The organism is Halalkalibacter sp. AB-rgal2 (assembly GCF_041821005.1).
GTDB lineage: Bacteria > Bacillota > Bacilli > Bacillales > Bacillaceae_D > Halalkalibacter.
The window spans coordinates 59,459-74,144 of the sequence record NZ_JBGUAV010000011.1 but is presented as its reverse complement, the minus strand read 5'-3'; the positions used below and the strand labels follow the sequence as shown (position 1 = coordinate 74,144).

Annotated in this window: 20 protein-coding genes; 1 reads left to right on the top strand and 19 read right to left on the bottom strand. The window is 37.9% G+C overall.

Annotation, left to right across the window (positions count from 1 at the left end; translation table 11 throughout):
- Positions 1 to 8: 8 nt before the first annotated feature.
- The 15 genes from accB to ACERJO_RS10940 all read right to left on the bottom strand — a co-directional run bounded on the left by accB (position 9) and on the right by ACERJO_RS10940 (position 9,814).
- The gene (accB, locus tag ACERJO_RS11010) at positions 9 to 500 is read right to left on the bottom strand and encodes an acetyl-CoA carboxylase biotin carboxyl carrier protein (protein ID WP_373647453.1); all 492 of its coding nucleotides are present in this window, start codon (positions 498 to 500) and stop codon (positions 9 to 11) included.
- Positions 501 to 605: 105 nt separating this feature from the next.
- Positions 606 to 968 carry a hypothetical protein gene (locus ACERJO_RS11005; protein WP_247106052.1) on the bottom strand — a complete coding sequence of 121 codons (363 nt, stop codon included), beginning with the start codon at positions 966 to 968 and terminating at the stop codon, positions 606 to 608.
- Between the two features lie 252 nt (positions 969 to 1,220).
- Positions 1,221 to 1,871: a SpoIIIAH-like family protein gene (locus tag ACERJO_RS11000; RefSeq protein ID WP_247106053.1), complete on the bottom strand. Its 651-nt coding sequence runs from the start codon at positions 1,869 to 1,871 to the stop codon at positions 1,221 to 1,223.
- Positions 1,871 to 2,539 (bottom strand): stage III sporulation protein AG, encoded by a 669-nt coding sequence (gene spoIIIAG / locus ACERJO_RS10995; protein ID WP_247106054.1) that lies wholly within the window; start codon positions 2,537 to 2,539, stop codon positions 1,871 to 1,873. Before spoIIIAG ends, ACERJO_RS11000 begins: the two co-directional genes overlap by 1 nt.
- Positions 2,536 to 3,198 (bottom strand): stage III sporulation protein AF, encoded by a 663-nt coding sequence (spoIIIAF, locus tag ACERJO_RS10990; protein ID WP_247106055.1) that lies wholly within the window; start codon positions 3,196 to 3,198, stop codon positions 2,536 to 2,538. Before spoIIIAF ends, spoIIIAG begins: the two co-directional genes overlap by 4 nt.
- A gap of 60 nt (positions 3,199 to 3,258) precedes the next feature.
- Positions 3,259 to 4,440, bottom strand: a complete 1,182-nt coding sequence (gene spoIIIAE, locus ACERJO_RS10985) for a stage III sporulation protein AE (RefSeq protein ID WP_373647452.1) — start codon at positions 4,438 to 4,440, stop codon at positions 3,259 to 3,261.
- Between the two features lie 20 nt (positions 4,441 to 4,460).
- Complete coding sequence (gene spoIIIAD, locus ACERJO_RS10980; RefSeq protein ID WP_247106056.1) at positions 4,461 to 4,856, bottom strand: stage III sporulation protein AD; 396 nt, start codon at positions 4,854 to 4,856, stop codon at positions 4,461 to 4,463.
- Between the two features lie 5 nt (positions 4,857 to 4,861).
- A complete protein-coding gene (gene spoIIIAC / locus ACERJO_RS10975) occupies positions 4,862 to 5,068 on the bottom strand; it encodes a stage III sporulation protein AC (protein ID WP_148296518.1) in 207 nt (68 codons plus the stop codon).
- Positions 5,069 to 5,083: 15 nt separating this feature from the next.
- Positions 5,084 to 5,596, bottom strand: a complete 513-nt coding sequence (gene spoIIIAB / locus ACERJO_RS10970) for a stage III sporulation protein SpoIIIAB (protein WP_373647451.1) — start codon at positions 5,594 to 5,596, stop codon at positions 5,084 to 5,086.
- Complete coding sequence (gene spoIIIAA / locus ACERJO_RS10965; protein WP_247106175.1) at positions 5,593 to 6,522, bottom strand: stage III sporulation protein AA; 930 nt, start codon at positions 6,520 to 6,522, stop codon at positions 5,593 to 5,595. The genes spoIIIAB and spoIIIAA overlap by 4 nt, the downstream gene beginning before the upstream one ends.
- A 20-nt stretch (positions 6,523 to 6,542) precedes the next feature.
- Positions 6,543 to 6,824, bottom strand: a complete 282-nt coding sequence (locus tag ACERJO_RS10960; RefSeq protein WP_247106058.1) for a DUF2619 domain-containing protein — start codon at positions 6,822 to 6,824, stop codon at positions 6,543 to 6,545.
- Positions 6,825 to 7,060: 236 nt separating this feature from the next.
- Positions 7,061 to 7,618 carry an elongation factor P gene (gene efp, locus ACERJO_RS10955; RefSeq protein WP_373647450.1) on the bottom strand — a complete coding sequence of 186 codons (558 nt, stop codon included), beginning with the start codon at positions 7,616 to 7,618 and terminating at the stop codon, positions 7,061 to 7,063.
- An 87-nt stretch (positions 7,619 to 7,705) separates the two neighbouring features.
- Complete coding sequence (locus tag ACERJO_RS10950; protein WP_373647449.1) at positions 7,706 to 8,776, bottom strand: M24 family metallopeptidase; 1,071 nt, start codon at positions 8,774 to 8,776, stop codon at positions 7,706 to 7,708.
- Positions 8,773 to 9,210, bottom strand: a complete 438-nt coding sequence (gene aroQ, locus ACERJO_RS10945; RefSeq protein WP_373647448.1) for a type II 3-dehydroquinate dehydratase — start codon at positions 9,208 to 9,210, stop codon at positions 8,773 to 8,775. Before aroQ ends, ACERJO_RS10950 begins: the two co-directional genes overlap by 4 nt.
- 136 nt (positions 9,211 to 9,346) lie before the next feature.
- Positions 9,347 to 9,814 carry a YqhR family membrane protein gene (locus ACERJO_RS10940; protein ID WP_373647447.1) on the bottom strand — a complete coding sequence of 156 codons (468 nt, stop codon included), beginning with the start codon at positions 9,812 to 9,814 and terminating at the stop codon, positions 9,347 to 9,349.
- 204 nt (positions 9,815 to 10,018) lie between these two features.
- Here ACERJO_RS10940 and ACERJO_RS10935 point away from each other — a divergent pair, with 204 nt between their 5' ends.
- Positions 10,019 to 10,417 (top strand): SA1362 family protein, encoded by a 399-nt coding sequence (locus ACERJO_RS10935; RefSeq protein ID WP_247106063.1) that lies wholly within the window; start codon positions 10,019 to 10,021, stop codon positions 10,415 to 10,417.
- Positions 10,418 to 10,587: 170 nt separating this feature from the next.
- On the opposite strand, the gene ACERJO_RS10930 is transcribed toward ACERJO_RS10935, so the two are convergent.
- The 4 genes from ACERJO_RS10930 to ACERJO_RS10915 all read right to left on the bottom strand — a co-directional run bounded on the left by ACERJO_RS10930 (position 10,588) and on the right by ACERJO_RS10915 (position 14,323).
- The gene (locus ACERJO_RS10930; RefSeq protein ID WP_373647446.1) at positions 10,588 to 11,484 is read right to left on the bottom strand and encodes a patatin-like phospholipase family protein; all 897 of its coding nucleotides are present in this window, start codon (positions 11,482 to 11,484) and stop codon (positions 10,588 to 10,590) included.
- 77 nt (positions 11,485 to 11,561) lie between these two features.
- A complete protein-coding gene (mntR, locus tag ACERJO_RS10925; RefSeq protein ID WP_247106065.1) occupies positions 11,562 to 11,978 on the bottom strand; it encodes a transcriptional regulator MntR in 417 nt (138 codons plus the stop codon).
- A gap of 175 nt (positions 11,979 to 12,153) precedes the next feature.
- A complete protein-coding gene (splB, locus tag ACERJO_RS10920) occupies positions 12,154 to 13,179 on the bottom strand; it encodes a spore photoproduct lyase (RefSeq protein WP_373647445.1) in 1,026 nt (341 codons plus the stop codon).
- Between the two features lie 262 nt (positions 13,180 to 13,441).
- Positions 13,442 to 14,323 carry an aminoglycoside 6-adenylyltransferase gene (locus ACERJO_RS10915; RefSeq protein WP_373647444.1) on the bottom strand — a complete coding sequence of 294 codons (882 nt, stop codon included), beginning with the start codon at positions 14,321 to 14,323 and terminating at the stop codon, positions 13,442 to 13,444.
- Between the last annotated feature and the right edge of the window lie 363 nt (positions 14,324 to 14,686).

Below are 14,686 nucleotides of genomic sequence, written 5' to 3'. Positions count from 1 at the left end.
CTCCTATACTAAGCAGGCTCGACTACGAATAGTGGTTGGCCGTATTCAACAAGTTCACCATTTTCAGCTAAAATTTCAACAACCTTCCCACTTACTTCTGCTTCAATTTCGTTCATTAATTTCATTGCTTCAACGATACAGACAACTGAGTTTGCTTGCACTTGATCTCCCGTTTGTACATAAGGATCTGAGTCAGGTGATGGAGATGAATAAAAGGTCCCTACCATTGGTGAAGTGATCGTATGTAAGTTAGCATTTGTTGCTTGAACTGGCGCTTTTTCTCCTCGAGCACTTTTCGAAGTTGAAGTTGCCTGTGTAGGTGTTGATTGTGCAATTGGTGCCTGAGTTTGCTGAACAGCAACTGGAGCTTGTTCGACTACTTGTAGCTCTTTTTGCTTTTTTAACACAAGCTTGGAGCCTTCTTGTTCAAACTTCAATTCATCGATATTTGAATCATCTAATGCTTTAATTAAATCTTTTAATTCATTTACTGTTAACATTGTAAACACTCCTTCTTCTTCCCATGCAGTACGCAACTTAATTATATATTTCAATTCATTCGACAAGCATGTTAGAAAAACCTGCCTATCAAATCAATTGTTATTTTATTCTTCCTCATGAACCTCTACTTCTGTTGTACGAGGTGTATAGTCTTTTTTATATTGACGGAAAACAGGGAATTCTGATAAGTTCTCAGGAATCTTACCATCTTCAAGTAAAATGATTTTGACTATATTTTTATTTCGAGCCATGTGATATTTATCTCCGTACTCATTTTCTTGCGTATATTTCTTTAGGCTTTGATAATCGTCCTCTTGAATGGACACTTTATATATACCTTCATCCGCATCTTCAATTTGCTGTTCAAAACCAATTTCAAATTCAACAATTTGGATGTGATCATTTTTCATATTACGCGTTTGCTCTAGTACGGCTTTCGCTCCTTCAGTTAAATCATTCCATTCCATTTCATAATCGCTCCTCATTATATGATCTTTGCGTATTATATCAAAGAACGCACCATCAGTCACCTTTTGATAAGAAAAATACGGTAGCGTCTTTTCGAATTCGCCTACTTCTTCCTCAGTTCTTCCCTAATTTTCTTCTGCAACATTTATAAATTCTTAATTACGTCATGTGCAATCGTTAAAGTCAAAGAAAAAGAGTCCTATCTCACTACTTAATAGATAGAACTCTTCTTCATTTTATACATTTCATCATTACTTATTCATGCCTGTATGTCCCACCGCAATACTCGTTTCATCTAAATTAAGGTTCAATTGTGAAATCGTTAATTGTAGTAATTCATTTGCTTGCTCACGAGAAAGTTCCTCTGATTGTACAAGAACTCTAACCTGCTCCTGATCAGCCAAAACAAGTGCATCATCAAACCCTTTTGCCATAATGAGTTGTTCTAAAATGACTTCATCATTTTGAAGCTGATGTAGATCTGCTTCCAATTGATGTGCATCAGCTTTTTCTTCTGCTGTAGCCTCTTCTGAAGCACGAATTTTTGTGTATTCTTCTTTTAAGCGATCTCGATTTGCCTGTACTTCCATTCGAATCGTCGTAAATGCTTCATTCGTTGAAATTGTTGAAATCTCTCCATATTCTCCTTCTTCTATTGCTACATCTATCTCATCAGCGATATTGCCTAAGACGGCATTCACGTCATCACTTTCTAGCTCTAAATCTTCTTGATCACTTATTTCATTCTCATCGCCGTCTTGCAGTTCATCCCCTTCGAGATCCTCATCAGAATAGGCGAAATCATTTTGTCCTGGATCAGTTGGGATGACATAATACACGGATAAGACAATAATTAAGCTAAGCATTGTTAATAACCAAACTGTTTGTTTTTTCAAGACCATTAAGAGCCCTCCTTAGTTTTTTTCGGCATAACCGAAATGCGATGTGATGGTACATCTAATACACGACTCACTGCTTCAATCACTTGACTCTTCGAATTTGCATTTTCAACACCTTGTGCAACAACGAGCACCCCTCTTACTTCTGGTTTTTCTTTATGAATAAGGATTGGAACTTCCTTATCACCTTCTCGAATAATAACAACTTGTTCTTCTCTCGTGCGATCATCAACCGTTCTCTTTCCACCTTCTCGATCCGTTTCATCTGTCAGTTGTTCTTTTGTGACACTGTCCCTTTCATAGACAGATCGTTCTGTTTCAGCTAAATTCACCATGACCGAAACATCAGACAATCCAATCATTTGTTCCAGTAACTCTTTTAATTGATTTTCATAACGCATTTCATAGCCTTCCATCGAATTAGGTTCTGCTGACCTGTCCCGTTTAAAAGCTTCTTCAACCTCGTCTACATCCTCACTTTCGTTATAAACAGGCAAAGCTTCATCCGTTTCATTTTGATCAGACATAAGGTTTCCCATAATCATTAGGGCAACACCTAAGCAGCCAAGAAGGACTAGATAATGGAGAGGGAGACGTCGGTTTTTTCCATTATTGGATTTTTTCATTAATGATTGGAGCCACTTCTGATCCTTTTCTTCATTCTGCTTCACTTTGCTTGTTTCCCCCCTTCCCACGCGACTTGAATCTTTTCTTTTGGCACATCCCAATTGTGAGCAAGAAATTGTTGAACATCTGCTAATGATTCGAATTCTTGTTGCTCGTCATCATCGATTTGATTCGATTCGGTAATATCAATGCGAATCGGTTGAACAGTCTCAACACTAGCGTCAGATTCAGACTGTTCCTCTTCTAGCTCTGTATAAACGAATGTATGGATGACTTCTAATGAGTCAATGGCATCTTGAATCGTTTCTGGCTCACCCTCCCACAGTAGTTCAACCTCTATACTCGCTATTTCCAAATCGTATCCCTCTCGCAATTCATCTTTAACTTGATTCTCCAATTGGACAGCCATCTGTTCAGAAATATATGCACGTTGTCCCAACTCTATCTCTTTTTTTTGCAAATTTATTGCTTCTTGGACTACTTTTTCTGTTTCATCTGTCTGAACAGACAATGAAACGAGCCATTCATCCACATCTTCTGTGAAAATAGATAATAGTGGCTGTAGCATAGCGACTAATAATAATAGCCCAACAACAAGCTTCACATAACGCTGAATATGAGAGTTCGGTAGCATCAGCTCCAATATCGTTGCCAACAAAATAATAAGAATAATGGTCGTTAACCAGCCTGTTAAACTTTCCATTTCACTCCCTCCTCACTTTTTATGGTGACCTCTTAATTTGTACTTTTTCAGTTACCTCCCTCACCTCATCATCAGCGACACATTTCCAGCCGCAATCATAATCGTAATAGCTAAAAAGAACATCAGACAAACAACGGCAAGTGCAGCAAAGACAAACATAACCGCTTTTCCTATAATCGATAAACATTCAATAATAGGCCCACCACCAAGTGGCTGTAAAACAGCGGCTGATAAGTTGAAGATAATTGCGAGTGAAAGCACCTTCATCGCCGGAAATGCACAAAGCATGAGTAAAATCCCTAATCCTGCTAGTCCAATTGTATTTTTCAATAATAGCGAGGCGCTCATGACTGTATCCGCAGCATCTGTAAACATCCGACCAACGACTGGAACTAAATTCCCTGCTAAAAACTTAGCCGTTCTTACCGTCACACCATCTGAAACGGCTGTAGCTGCTCCTTGAACTGAAATGACACCAAGAAAAATGGTTAGAAAGATACCTAATGAACCAACCGCTATATTTCGTAAGAACGTAGCAAGCTTGGACACTTTGTAATGGTCTGTTAACGTACTAACAATACTTAATACGGCCGACAAAAATAAAAGTGGTAGAACGATTTTTTGAATGAAAAACCCACTCATGTTTACTAAAAAAATAATTAAAGGGTGAAATAGTGCTGCTGTCGTTATATTACCAATTGCCGCCATCATCGCAAGCATGAGTGGAAGCAGAGCTATCATAAAATGAATCATTGAATTAACAGCGTCTGTGGCATACGTAATAGCTACTCGGAAACTATTTAATGCAATAATCATTAAAACCATATACGTAATGGCATAAGCGACCTTACTAACGGTCTGTTTCTCAAATGCATTTTGAAGAGATTGGAGAATCATGCAAAAGACTGTCAATAAAATAAGAGATCCTAACAATTTTCCATTTACGACTAATTCATGTAGTAAATATTTCACAAAGCCAATGCCCCAGTCCTTAAAGGAGAATTGCTTGTCCCCTTTAATAAAATCCATAAAGGAACCCTTTTGACTTTCGGGGAGAAATCCCCCATATTCCGTTGAAATTTCCTCCCAATATTCGATTACTTCATCTAGTTGTAAGTTCTCTACTTGACGCTCAATGAAACCTTCTTCATTAAAAGGTTCTGCTTCAGCGAAGGTCATAACTGGGAAACATGTTACAACGAATAGAAGGACAATGAGAAAGAAACCAACTCGCTTCAACAAAGAACACCTCAACCTTCTTTTTAGGTTGGTAATAATGACAACACCATCTCAATGACAGCTGTTAAAATCGGAATAGCAAGCACAAGTATTAAAATTTTCCCCGCTAATTCAATTTTTGAAGCAATAGCAGCTTGTCCAGCGTCTTTAGCTATTTGAGAACCAAACTCTGCGATATAGGCAATACCGATAATTTTTAGGATTGTTTGCAAATACATCATATTAAGATCAGCTCGTTCTGCTATTCCTTCAAGCATCTCGATGATTTTGACAATCTCATCAATGAGAAATAGAAAGATTAATACACCAACAAAGACTGTCAGCATAAAGGCAAACATCGGCTTTTGTTCCTTCACAACTAGGGCTAGGAAAGTTGCGATTAACCCTAACCCAACAATTTGAATAATATCAATCGCCACTCACCTCACCCTTGAAACAAAAACACACCTCTGATTTTCTGAAATAAATCATCAACAATTGTTGCAACCATATATAGAACGACGACAAACCCAATTAGGGTGACCCAATGTGCCCAATCTTCTTTCCCCATCTGCTTCAATACCGTGTGAATCATCGCGACGACGATGCCAATTCCAGCAATTTGAAAGATGGTGTTCACATCATACATCACAACCTCTCCTCCTTCTTACACCAATAGGATGACAACTAGTAAGCCTGCTAAAAAGCCTAAGCTTTTTACCATCTTTTCATAACGATGTTGCCTCTCGCGTGCTTCTTGCTCCTCTCTTGCCAGATGAGCTAACGTTAAATGAATTTGCTTTTGTTGCTGATCACGATCATGCTGTCCGAGTGTCGCTCCAAATTGTAGCATCACTTCACGTTCACTATCTAAAAGAGCCGTCCTAGGCCAAACAACATCAATACTTGCTTGCCACGCCTCAAAGGCGCTATGCTCTTGCTCTAGTAGCTTTTCTGAAAACGATTGAAACACTGTACTAACTGGCTTAGGTAGCTGCTTAGCAATATGATCAGCAGCTTGAGCTAACGGTGTTAACCCATACATCATCTCTGCTTCCAATGACTGAACAGCTACTTTTAGTTGTCTTAATTGTTTAGGCCTATCACTTAAACGCTTAGCATACTCAAAACCAATCCACGTAGTGACAAGGATTATCATGAGAGAACCGATCCATCTCACGTCACACTCACCAAATCTTTCTTATATTGATTTCGAATTCGCTTAATTTCACCAGGTTTTTGAGTACGAGTTAATTCAACACAACGTTCAAACGCACTCATTTCAAATAAAGGCCTTAAGGTTGGACGCTTCTCAACATCCTCCAATGAGTATCCATGGGCGGTCGTCATCACTTTTACTCCTGCATGAAGTGCCTCTTGGACGGCTGTGACATCCTCTTCTCTTCCAATTTCATCAACGATTAAAACGTCGGGGCTCATCGAACGAATGAGCATCATCATTCCTTCTGCTTTCGGACATCCATCTAAAACGTCTACGCGAGCACCTAACTCAAGCTGCGGGACGCCCCTTAGACTCGCTGCAATTTCTGAACGTTCATCCACAATTCCAACTTTCAGCGCCGGAATGTGTCGTTTTTTTATTCCTTGACTAATGATTCTTGCTAAATCACGTAGCAGAGTTGTTTTACCTGTTTGCGGTGGTCCAATTAGTATCGTATTACACCAGCTTCCTTGATAAAGCTTGGATAGTAGTGGTTCAGCTGATCCAATTGCTTGCCGGGCAACTCGAATATTAAAGGAACTAATATCACGCAATGTTTTCACTGAACCTTTTTCTAAAATGACTTTACCAGCTAGTCCAACACGATGACCTCCTGCTATTGTGATAAACCCTCGACGTAGTTCTTCTTCAAAAGCATAAATCGAGTATTGGCTAAGCTGATTCATAACGAATTTCGCATCATCTGCTGAGACAACATATACTTTATCTTGTTGGCGTGGATAATAGGGAAGACCTGCTGATATGACTTCAAGAGGCTTGTTCATGCGTAAGCGTATTTCTTCTATTGTTGAGAAAACCGTTCGATCCATTTGCTTCAATAATTGTCTAACGGAATGGGGTAGGACTGAACTAATTTCTTGGATCATCGTCTTCTCCTCCTTTATTATTTTGCTAAACCAATCAAAATGAGCGTAACTCCCGAAGCAATGAAAGCAATCTTTATAAATGAGAGTTGATCTTTCATTCCAATTAAACCGATACTGATCGAAACAATTAGAATGGTTGGTCCAATAATGGCAAGAGCTGCATTAACCGCTATTGCCTTTTCTACACTGTTCAAGCGCAACATAAGAGCGGCAGCTGCTAATTCAATCAGCCCTGAGACAAGACGTAATCCAACCATTATTAACAGTGCAACTTCAATTGAAAAGAACCACGTTTTCACCACTTCACCCCTCACACTCACTTTGTACAACCTATGAGCTAAATCATAAATTCAGAACCTAAGAAAAAGGGATTTATCAAAAGGTCTTTTTTACCTTTTGATAAACCCCTAAAAACGATAAGAAAAAAACGCACAGCGCTTTTCTTCCAAGATTAAATATATCGAATTTCATCAATTCTTATAAAAAAAGAGTTTCAAAAGGGTTTAGAACACCTTTTGAAACTCTTCTATCACAACTACGCACGTGAAACATATGCACTGCTACGTGTATCAATAATGAGAACATCACCTTGGTTGACAAAGAAAGGAACTTGGACGGTTAAGCCCGTTTCAACAGTTGCAGGCTTCGTTCCTCCTGACGCGGTGTCCCCTTTAATACCTGGTTCTGTTTCTGTCACTTCTAATTCAACCGTATTAGGAACCTCTACGCCTAACGTCTCACCTTCATAGCTTATAATTTGAACTTCCATGTTTTCCTTTAGGAATTGAAGCTCGTGCTCAATCTGCTCTGTTGCCAGCTCAATTTGATCATACGTTTCGTTATCCATAAACGCATGCATGTCACCATTCGCATATAAATATTGCATACGACGATTTTCAATATGTGCCTTCGATACTTTCTCTCCTGCACGAAAAGTCTTCTCTTGAACCGATCCAGTACGTAAATTACGTAGCTTTGAACGAACAAATGCCGCCCCTTTTCCCGGTTTGACATGTTGGAATTCCATCACTTGCCAAATTCCACCATCCACTTCAATCGTTAAACCTGTTTTAAAATCATTAACTGAAATCATTCTTTATTCCTCCATATTCCGAGCTTTGACATGACATCACGTTATCTACTATACCACAGCTTGGAAAAACTTTCTCTGTCATTTTATTTACTTACCGACATAAATGAGTTCTTTCGTTGAATGAGTAAATGAACGATTTCCGTCTGCTGTAATTAACGTATCATCCTCAATTCGCGTTCCACCTACACCAGCTATATAGATCCCAGGCTCAACGGTCACAATCATTCCTGGCTTTAAAACTGTTTTCGACATTTTTGATAAGCGTGGTCCTTCATGTACTTCCATCCCAAGACCATGACCTGTTGAATGTCCAAAGTAAGCGCCATACCCTTTTTCCTCAATGTAATCACGTGTTAGGGCATCAGCCTCTTTACCAGTCAATCCTGGCTTAATACCTTCCATTCCTTTTAATTGTGCTTGCAATACCGTATTATAAATTTCTTTTAATTGATCATTAATCGATCCTACAGCAACAGTACGTGTCATATCAGAGCAATAACCATTTAACAATGCCCCAAAATCGAGAGTCACGAGCTCTCCTAATTCTATTACTTTCTCACTTGCCACCCCATGAGGCAATGCTGAACGATAACCTGAAGCAACAATCATATCAAATGATGAGCTCGTCGCCCCCTCTTTACGCATAAAGAACTCTAATTCATTCGCTACCTCGACTTCTTTTAAACCTGGACGAATGTAAGAAATGATATGTTCAAAGGCTGCATCAGCAATATTCGCTGCTACTTGTACTCTTTGAATTTCAGTTGCATCTTTCGTTAAGCGAAGCTCTTCTACAAGTCCACTAACTGGTACAAGCGTTGCATCAACGAGTGCTTGATGATATAGCTGGTAGTATTCATATGTAATATGTGATTGCTCAAATCCAAGCTTCTTCACCTTATATTTCTGACATTGTTTTGCCACTTCAGCAAATATTGGACCAGTATGTTCAACAATCTCAAACCCTTTTGCCTGCTCCTTCGCCTGTTCCACATAACGAAAATCAGTTATAAAGATTGCTTCCTTATTTGTAATAAGAGCAACACCTGCTGTTCCTGTGAAGTTGGCCATGTATCGCCGATTATACGAGCTTGTAATGAGGAGCGCCTCAATGTCATGCTCGCTAAATTGTTCACGTAACGCTTCAAGTCTACTCATTCGACCTCTCCTTCCAACAATGCTAATAACGCTAGCTCATACCCTTTAAATCCTAGACCAACGATTTGCCCTTTCGCTACAGCTGCTGTTACGGAGTGCTGACGAAAGGATTCTCTTGCATGAACATTTGAAATGTGCACTTCCATCACAGGAACAGACACACTCGCAATTGCATCACGAATCGCATAACTATAATGTGTATAGGCACCTGGATTTATAATCATACTTATGTTCTTATCACCAGCTTCATGAATCCAATCAATGATTTGCCCTTCACTATTCGATTGAAAGCAATGAACCTCACATGAATGCTGCTTCCCCTTCATTTCAATAAACTCTTCTAAGTCTGCTAACGTTTTATGCCCGTATACATCTGGCTCTCGTAAGCCTAAACGATTTAAATTCGGGCCATTAATGACATAAATACGCTTCAAAAGGTCTCTCTCCCCTCATACAATCATTTCTTATCATTGTACCATATTTGAGTGAGGTCCTTCCTTATAATGGACATTGAAAAAATTTAAAAACAGAGGCCACTGAAAAAATACAAATCCACTTTTTCAGTGCTTGTTATTTTTGCCTTTCTTCTGCATACTGAAAAGAAATTGAATAGCCTATAAATGTTCCATATAAGACGTATAGGCATATAGATGTAATAATCGTATTAAAATCAAGGTTTTGAACAGACTTCAATCCTGGAAAAATCGGATTTAACAAAAAGAAAACAATCACCCATAATACTAGCCCGTATACAACCCCTGCCCACATACTATTAACCTTTTGTAAGAGCAGCTTGTATAAAAAAGCAATCCCAATCGACAATACTGATATCAAACCAATTCCAACTAATTGGCCGATATATGTATCTTTCCACTCACCTAAAACAAAAGGCATTAGTGCTAAAGCTGGGCCTACACGAATAAACTTAAAATAAAAAGCAAAATAACCAACTAATGACCAAATCAACCCACCAAAAAAGCCAATTACAGCGACTTTTGCTGCAAATGACATCTGTTGTTCCATTGTTTGTTTCTCCATATTCAACACCTCCACAAATAGTATGTCCCATTAATGAGTAGTCCCATTCGAAATGATTAAAGTTCCATCATAACGGGTATAGTGTGAAAGGAAGTCCTAGTTGAAAAATAGAGGGAATTCGATGTAAGATGTAGAATACAGATTATAAAATAATAGGCTTGGACACATCGTAGATACGTTTATTAACGTTTGGAGGTGGATTAAATGAATTCCATAATGAAGTTTATTTTGCCGATCATTATCGGACTTTCTATTGTTGGACTGGTCATCTCACTTTTTAACCCTCTTGCTTTATTAAGACAGCTGCTTTGGGTTATTGTAATCGCTGGACTTATCTTCTTCATCTATCGATTGGTCATGTCTAGACGTTATGGAACACCACTATTCCCATCACGTTCCGGCCCAACTAGAGCCCAAATTCGCAAGGCAAAGAAAACAAGCCAGCATCACAACAAACAACATCCATCTAAACGACAAGCAAATGTTCAACCAATCCGGTCAAAAAAGAAACCGGAACCACTGATTCGCAAAAAAAGACCGGATCATAATTTTAAAGTCATAGAAGGTAAGAAAAACAAGAAAAAAAATCGCGCTTTATTTTAAATAAATAAAACGCGGCAGCTCCAATTTTAGCTAATGTCGTGTTGACCTACAACCATTTAAGAATGTCTGAAAGTAGAACACTTTCAGACATTTTTATAATGAACAAAACCATTGCTTGTCAAATTTCAATTTCTTCCCTTTATCACCCATTCATTTATGTGTCCCTCATCTTAGTAAGCCCAACTCCGTAAAAACTGCTCTGTTTCAGCTCTCCCTAAATGAACTAATTCTTTTTTTTGCCCATCTGTTAGTTCAAAATCTGTTGCTTTTACATCTATAACCGGAATAAAAACAACATTTTTAGCATGCTGATCATCAATATAACGGAGGTCATGCGCATTACTCATCGTTTCAAACAATGCACGATACATATCAATTGCATTATTCATCTTATTTTTCGGTAATTGATTAATTTCAGGTGTGAGCTGAAAACCTATGACTGGCTTACGGTACTTTTTAATTTTGCCATTGCGAAATAAAAACATTGGAAAGTTACTTAATATCCCACCATCAACAACATAAGACGGCTTCCTACTACTACCACGACTATATATTTTCACCGGTTCAAAGAAAAACGGAATGCTGCAACTCATTCGAACTGCTCTTGCAACCGAAAATTTTTCTGCTATGACACCATATTGCTTTAGATCATCTGGCAAGACTACCAATCGACCGCGTGTTAAATCAGATGCAATCAATTTCAATGATCCATTAGGTAAGTCTGCAAACGTCCTAACACCTTTTTTAGCTAACGCCTCTTTTAACCACTTTTCTAATGCATCACCACGATAGAGGCCAAATTTAAAATACAGATGAATCCATTTCGCTATTGGAAACGGAAGTAAAGACATTCTTTCGTCTTTGAAGGTTTCTACATCTAATTCATCTAGCAAAGAATATAATTCTTCACTTGTATATCCTGATTTAATTAGGGCTGCTACTAATGAGCCGGCACTTGTACCCGCAACATGATCAAACTCAAACCCCTTTTCCTCCATTACTTGCACGGCTCCAATGAACGAAAAGGCTTTAACGCCTCCACCAGCAAAAACACCATCTACCTTCATCTTCACATCGCCTCCTATTAAAGACTATGTCAGATTTCTGATAAATGGTGCTCTTTTCGTATAGAAAATTCATATTCTTATTGGTTTTGTCGTTGAATTTCTTTTAGTTGGTCTAATCGCTTTTTATCTTCCTCAAAAAATTGCACTAAATCACCAATTCGATCAATCGCATCCCAACTTAGATGGTGCTCAATACCTTCGACATCTTGATAAATAAACTCATCATCGACACCGATAATTCTTAAAAAATTTTCCAATAGTTCATGACGATACACGAGACGCTTCCCGACTTTTTTCCCTTTGTTCGTCAAGACTAGCCCTCGATAACGTTCATAAATTAAATAGTCATTTTTGTCTAGTTTCTGAACCATTTTTGTTACTGATGAAGGGTGAACCTCTAATGCCTCTGCAATATCAGATACTCGTGCATATCCTTTATCTTCTATTAAAATATATATTCTCTCTAAATAATCTTCCATACTAGGTGTTGGCATTGTGTCCCCTCCAATTTTCTTCATGCAATGTTCACACCGTTAGCACGTGCATCATAGTCGTTATCATGCAACTCAAATGAACTGTTTATTGTGTCTCATCATTGCGTTATTACATAAAAGTATACCTCTCTTATTTTACACAATTAAGTGAACAAGGACAATGCAAAGGAGGGAATTAAGTAAAATACTCTACTTTCGCTTTCGGAAAAAATCGCTGGACAAATGATTCAAGTGTTTCTTTTAACGCACTAGCATCTTCGTTCTTGTATACATACTTACCTCGTCCGTACCTACCCCATTTATATTTACGTTCCTCTTCATTCATCTCCAATTTTGTTTTAGGATAACGTTTTTTAATCACATTTTTAGCCGTTTTCGTAAATCGATGCTGTATGAGCTCAAACGTCAAATCCTTTGTAGCATAAGGTGGCAAAATCGCTTCAAGTCGTTCAAACAAATCTAAATAGCCTTCCTTCCACTGCTCATGCAAAATTAGAGGAGCCACAATAAAACCTAACGGATAATCTGCTTTTGCGACCTTTCCAGCTGCTTCAATACGCTCTAAAAAGGAAGACGTACCCGGTTCAAATTTTTTAATCACATGATCAGAATTCACACTAAACCGAAAGCGTGTTTTCCCATTATGATTAGCATCTAATAAGTGATCAACATGGTGATACTTAGTTACAAAACGAAGCAAGCCATGATCCGTTTGACCAATATGTTCAATCGTTTTCTTTAACGTATGCGTTAAATGATCAATACCTACGATGTCTGATGTGCACGCTGCTTCAAAACGCGTTATCTCTGGTGCTCGTTCTTTAATATATTGGTCAGCTGCATCAAAAATTTCATCAACATTTACATACGTACGAATATATGGTTTACTGCCTAGAGTCGTTTGTAAATAGCAATAATGACAATGTCCCATACAGCCGGTGGCTAGTGGAATCGCATATTCAGCTGACGGCTTAGATGTATCAAACTTCAACGTTTTTCGAATTCCTATGACTAACGTTGATTTAGCATTACGGTATTGTTGAAGCTCATTATTACCTGGAATGTTCCGGACTTGATTATGTGAAGTCGTTTCACGTATTTCAACACCTTGCTTTTCAAACTTTTCTTTGAGTTGTCTTCCGAGTGGGTAGTCAAGTGCTTGAGGTTCAATATAAACAAGCTGTGGCTGAAATGGTTTCATTGTTGGAACCTACACCTTTCCTTTTTAATCATAGTGTAGACGTGCACTCACCTTTCAACCGTATTAAATAATGGTAAAGCAAAGTCCAGCATTGAATAAATGTGCAACAAACAAAAAAATCATATGATGAGAATTCTCACTCACCATATGATTAATGTAGCTTTTGAAATTAAGTTTGATCATTTTCTACCTATGTTTCAACAATCAGCCCGTTTGTTGAGTAGATAAGCATCCTACAAATCTATGCCGGGCGCTTCAATTACTAATAGATTTCCTTTGCATCTGCAGGTAATTTACTTACATGTTGCAGATATTCCATCATGTTCTTATCGTCACTAGCTGGATAAGTGTACGAAAGAGATTCTGCTACATCTCTTGCTAACGCCCGAAACAATTCACAGGTAATAAATACAGAGTCCCAAATATTTTCGTAACTGCCATCAGAATATGTTGCTTGATACATGTCCCAGTATGATTCGGGAAGAAACTTTTTGAAGTACTTTCCCATCTTCCCAGTTGATACTTGAAAATCATATTCAATTCCAATCCACCAATTGACCATCTCATCCAAAGATTCTCTTGTCGTATATTTAAACATTAACTTTGCATATGGCAACTCATCACGCCATATGCCTTTCGCAACGTTTTGTAAGCACCACCAAAAATTATTTGTACAACTATCGAATTGGCCTTCGGTTGGCTGTTTCACATGATAGTCTATATCCGAGGGAGAGGGGATTGATGGTAAAAAATTATCTTTATCTACTAACGGAATCGTAAGTTTATCTTTTCCATACTCTTCAAGCATTGTTTCTTTTGTTTGAAGTGTTAGGTCAATCCGGTTGCCATCCGTAAATAACATTAAATATGCATATCTACGTTCGAAATTCATATTTAATCCAATACCTCGATCAAGCTTATCTGGTTCTTGAACCATCAGCAAATCTCCAAATATATTTATCCAATTCTCATCCTCTATGAAGATAGAAGTTTCTGTTACCACATAAACGATATCGTAATCCTGAAAGATATCGTTTGGAACATTCGGATTAGTTCTCGAACCGTTCATATATACTGCCCGAATACGTTCATCTTCCGTAGCAGTATTTATTATTAAGTCCATCATTTCTTGTTCATTTCTCATTCAATATCCCTCCGTATGTCATAATGAATTTTTTTATAGAAAGTTGGTTCACAATGGAGGGGCTCGTGAATGATGTAAGCCTAATCTGTTATATGGAAGTTATAATTTATTGAATCTTTTTTTCATTCTAATTTCCCTTTCTTATTTAGAGATCTCTCTTATTATTTCAACATATGCACACCAATTCCCTCTTTAAGTATCACCTAAAGGTCATTTAACTCCGACTTTTTTACTGAAACCATAATCGTTTAAAGACATAAGTCGCCTTCTTTTAGTTTTTGATAAAGATTATCCAATTCTTCTTCCCCATCATTCCCGTGTTTACCTATTAGATAAACGATGATATAATAAAATTGACCTGTT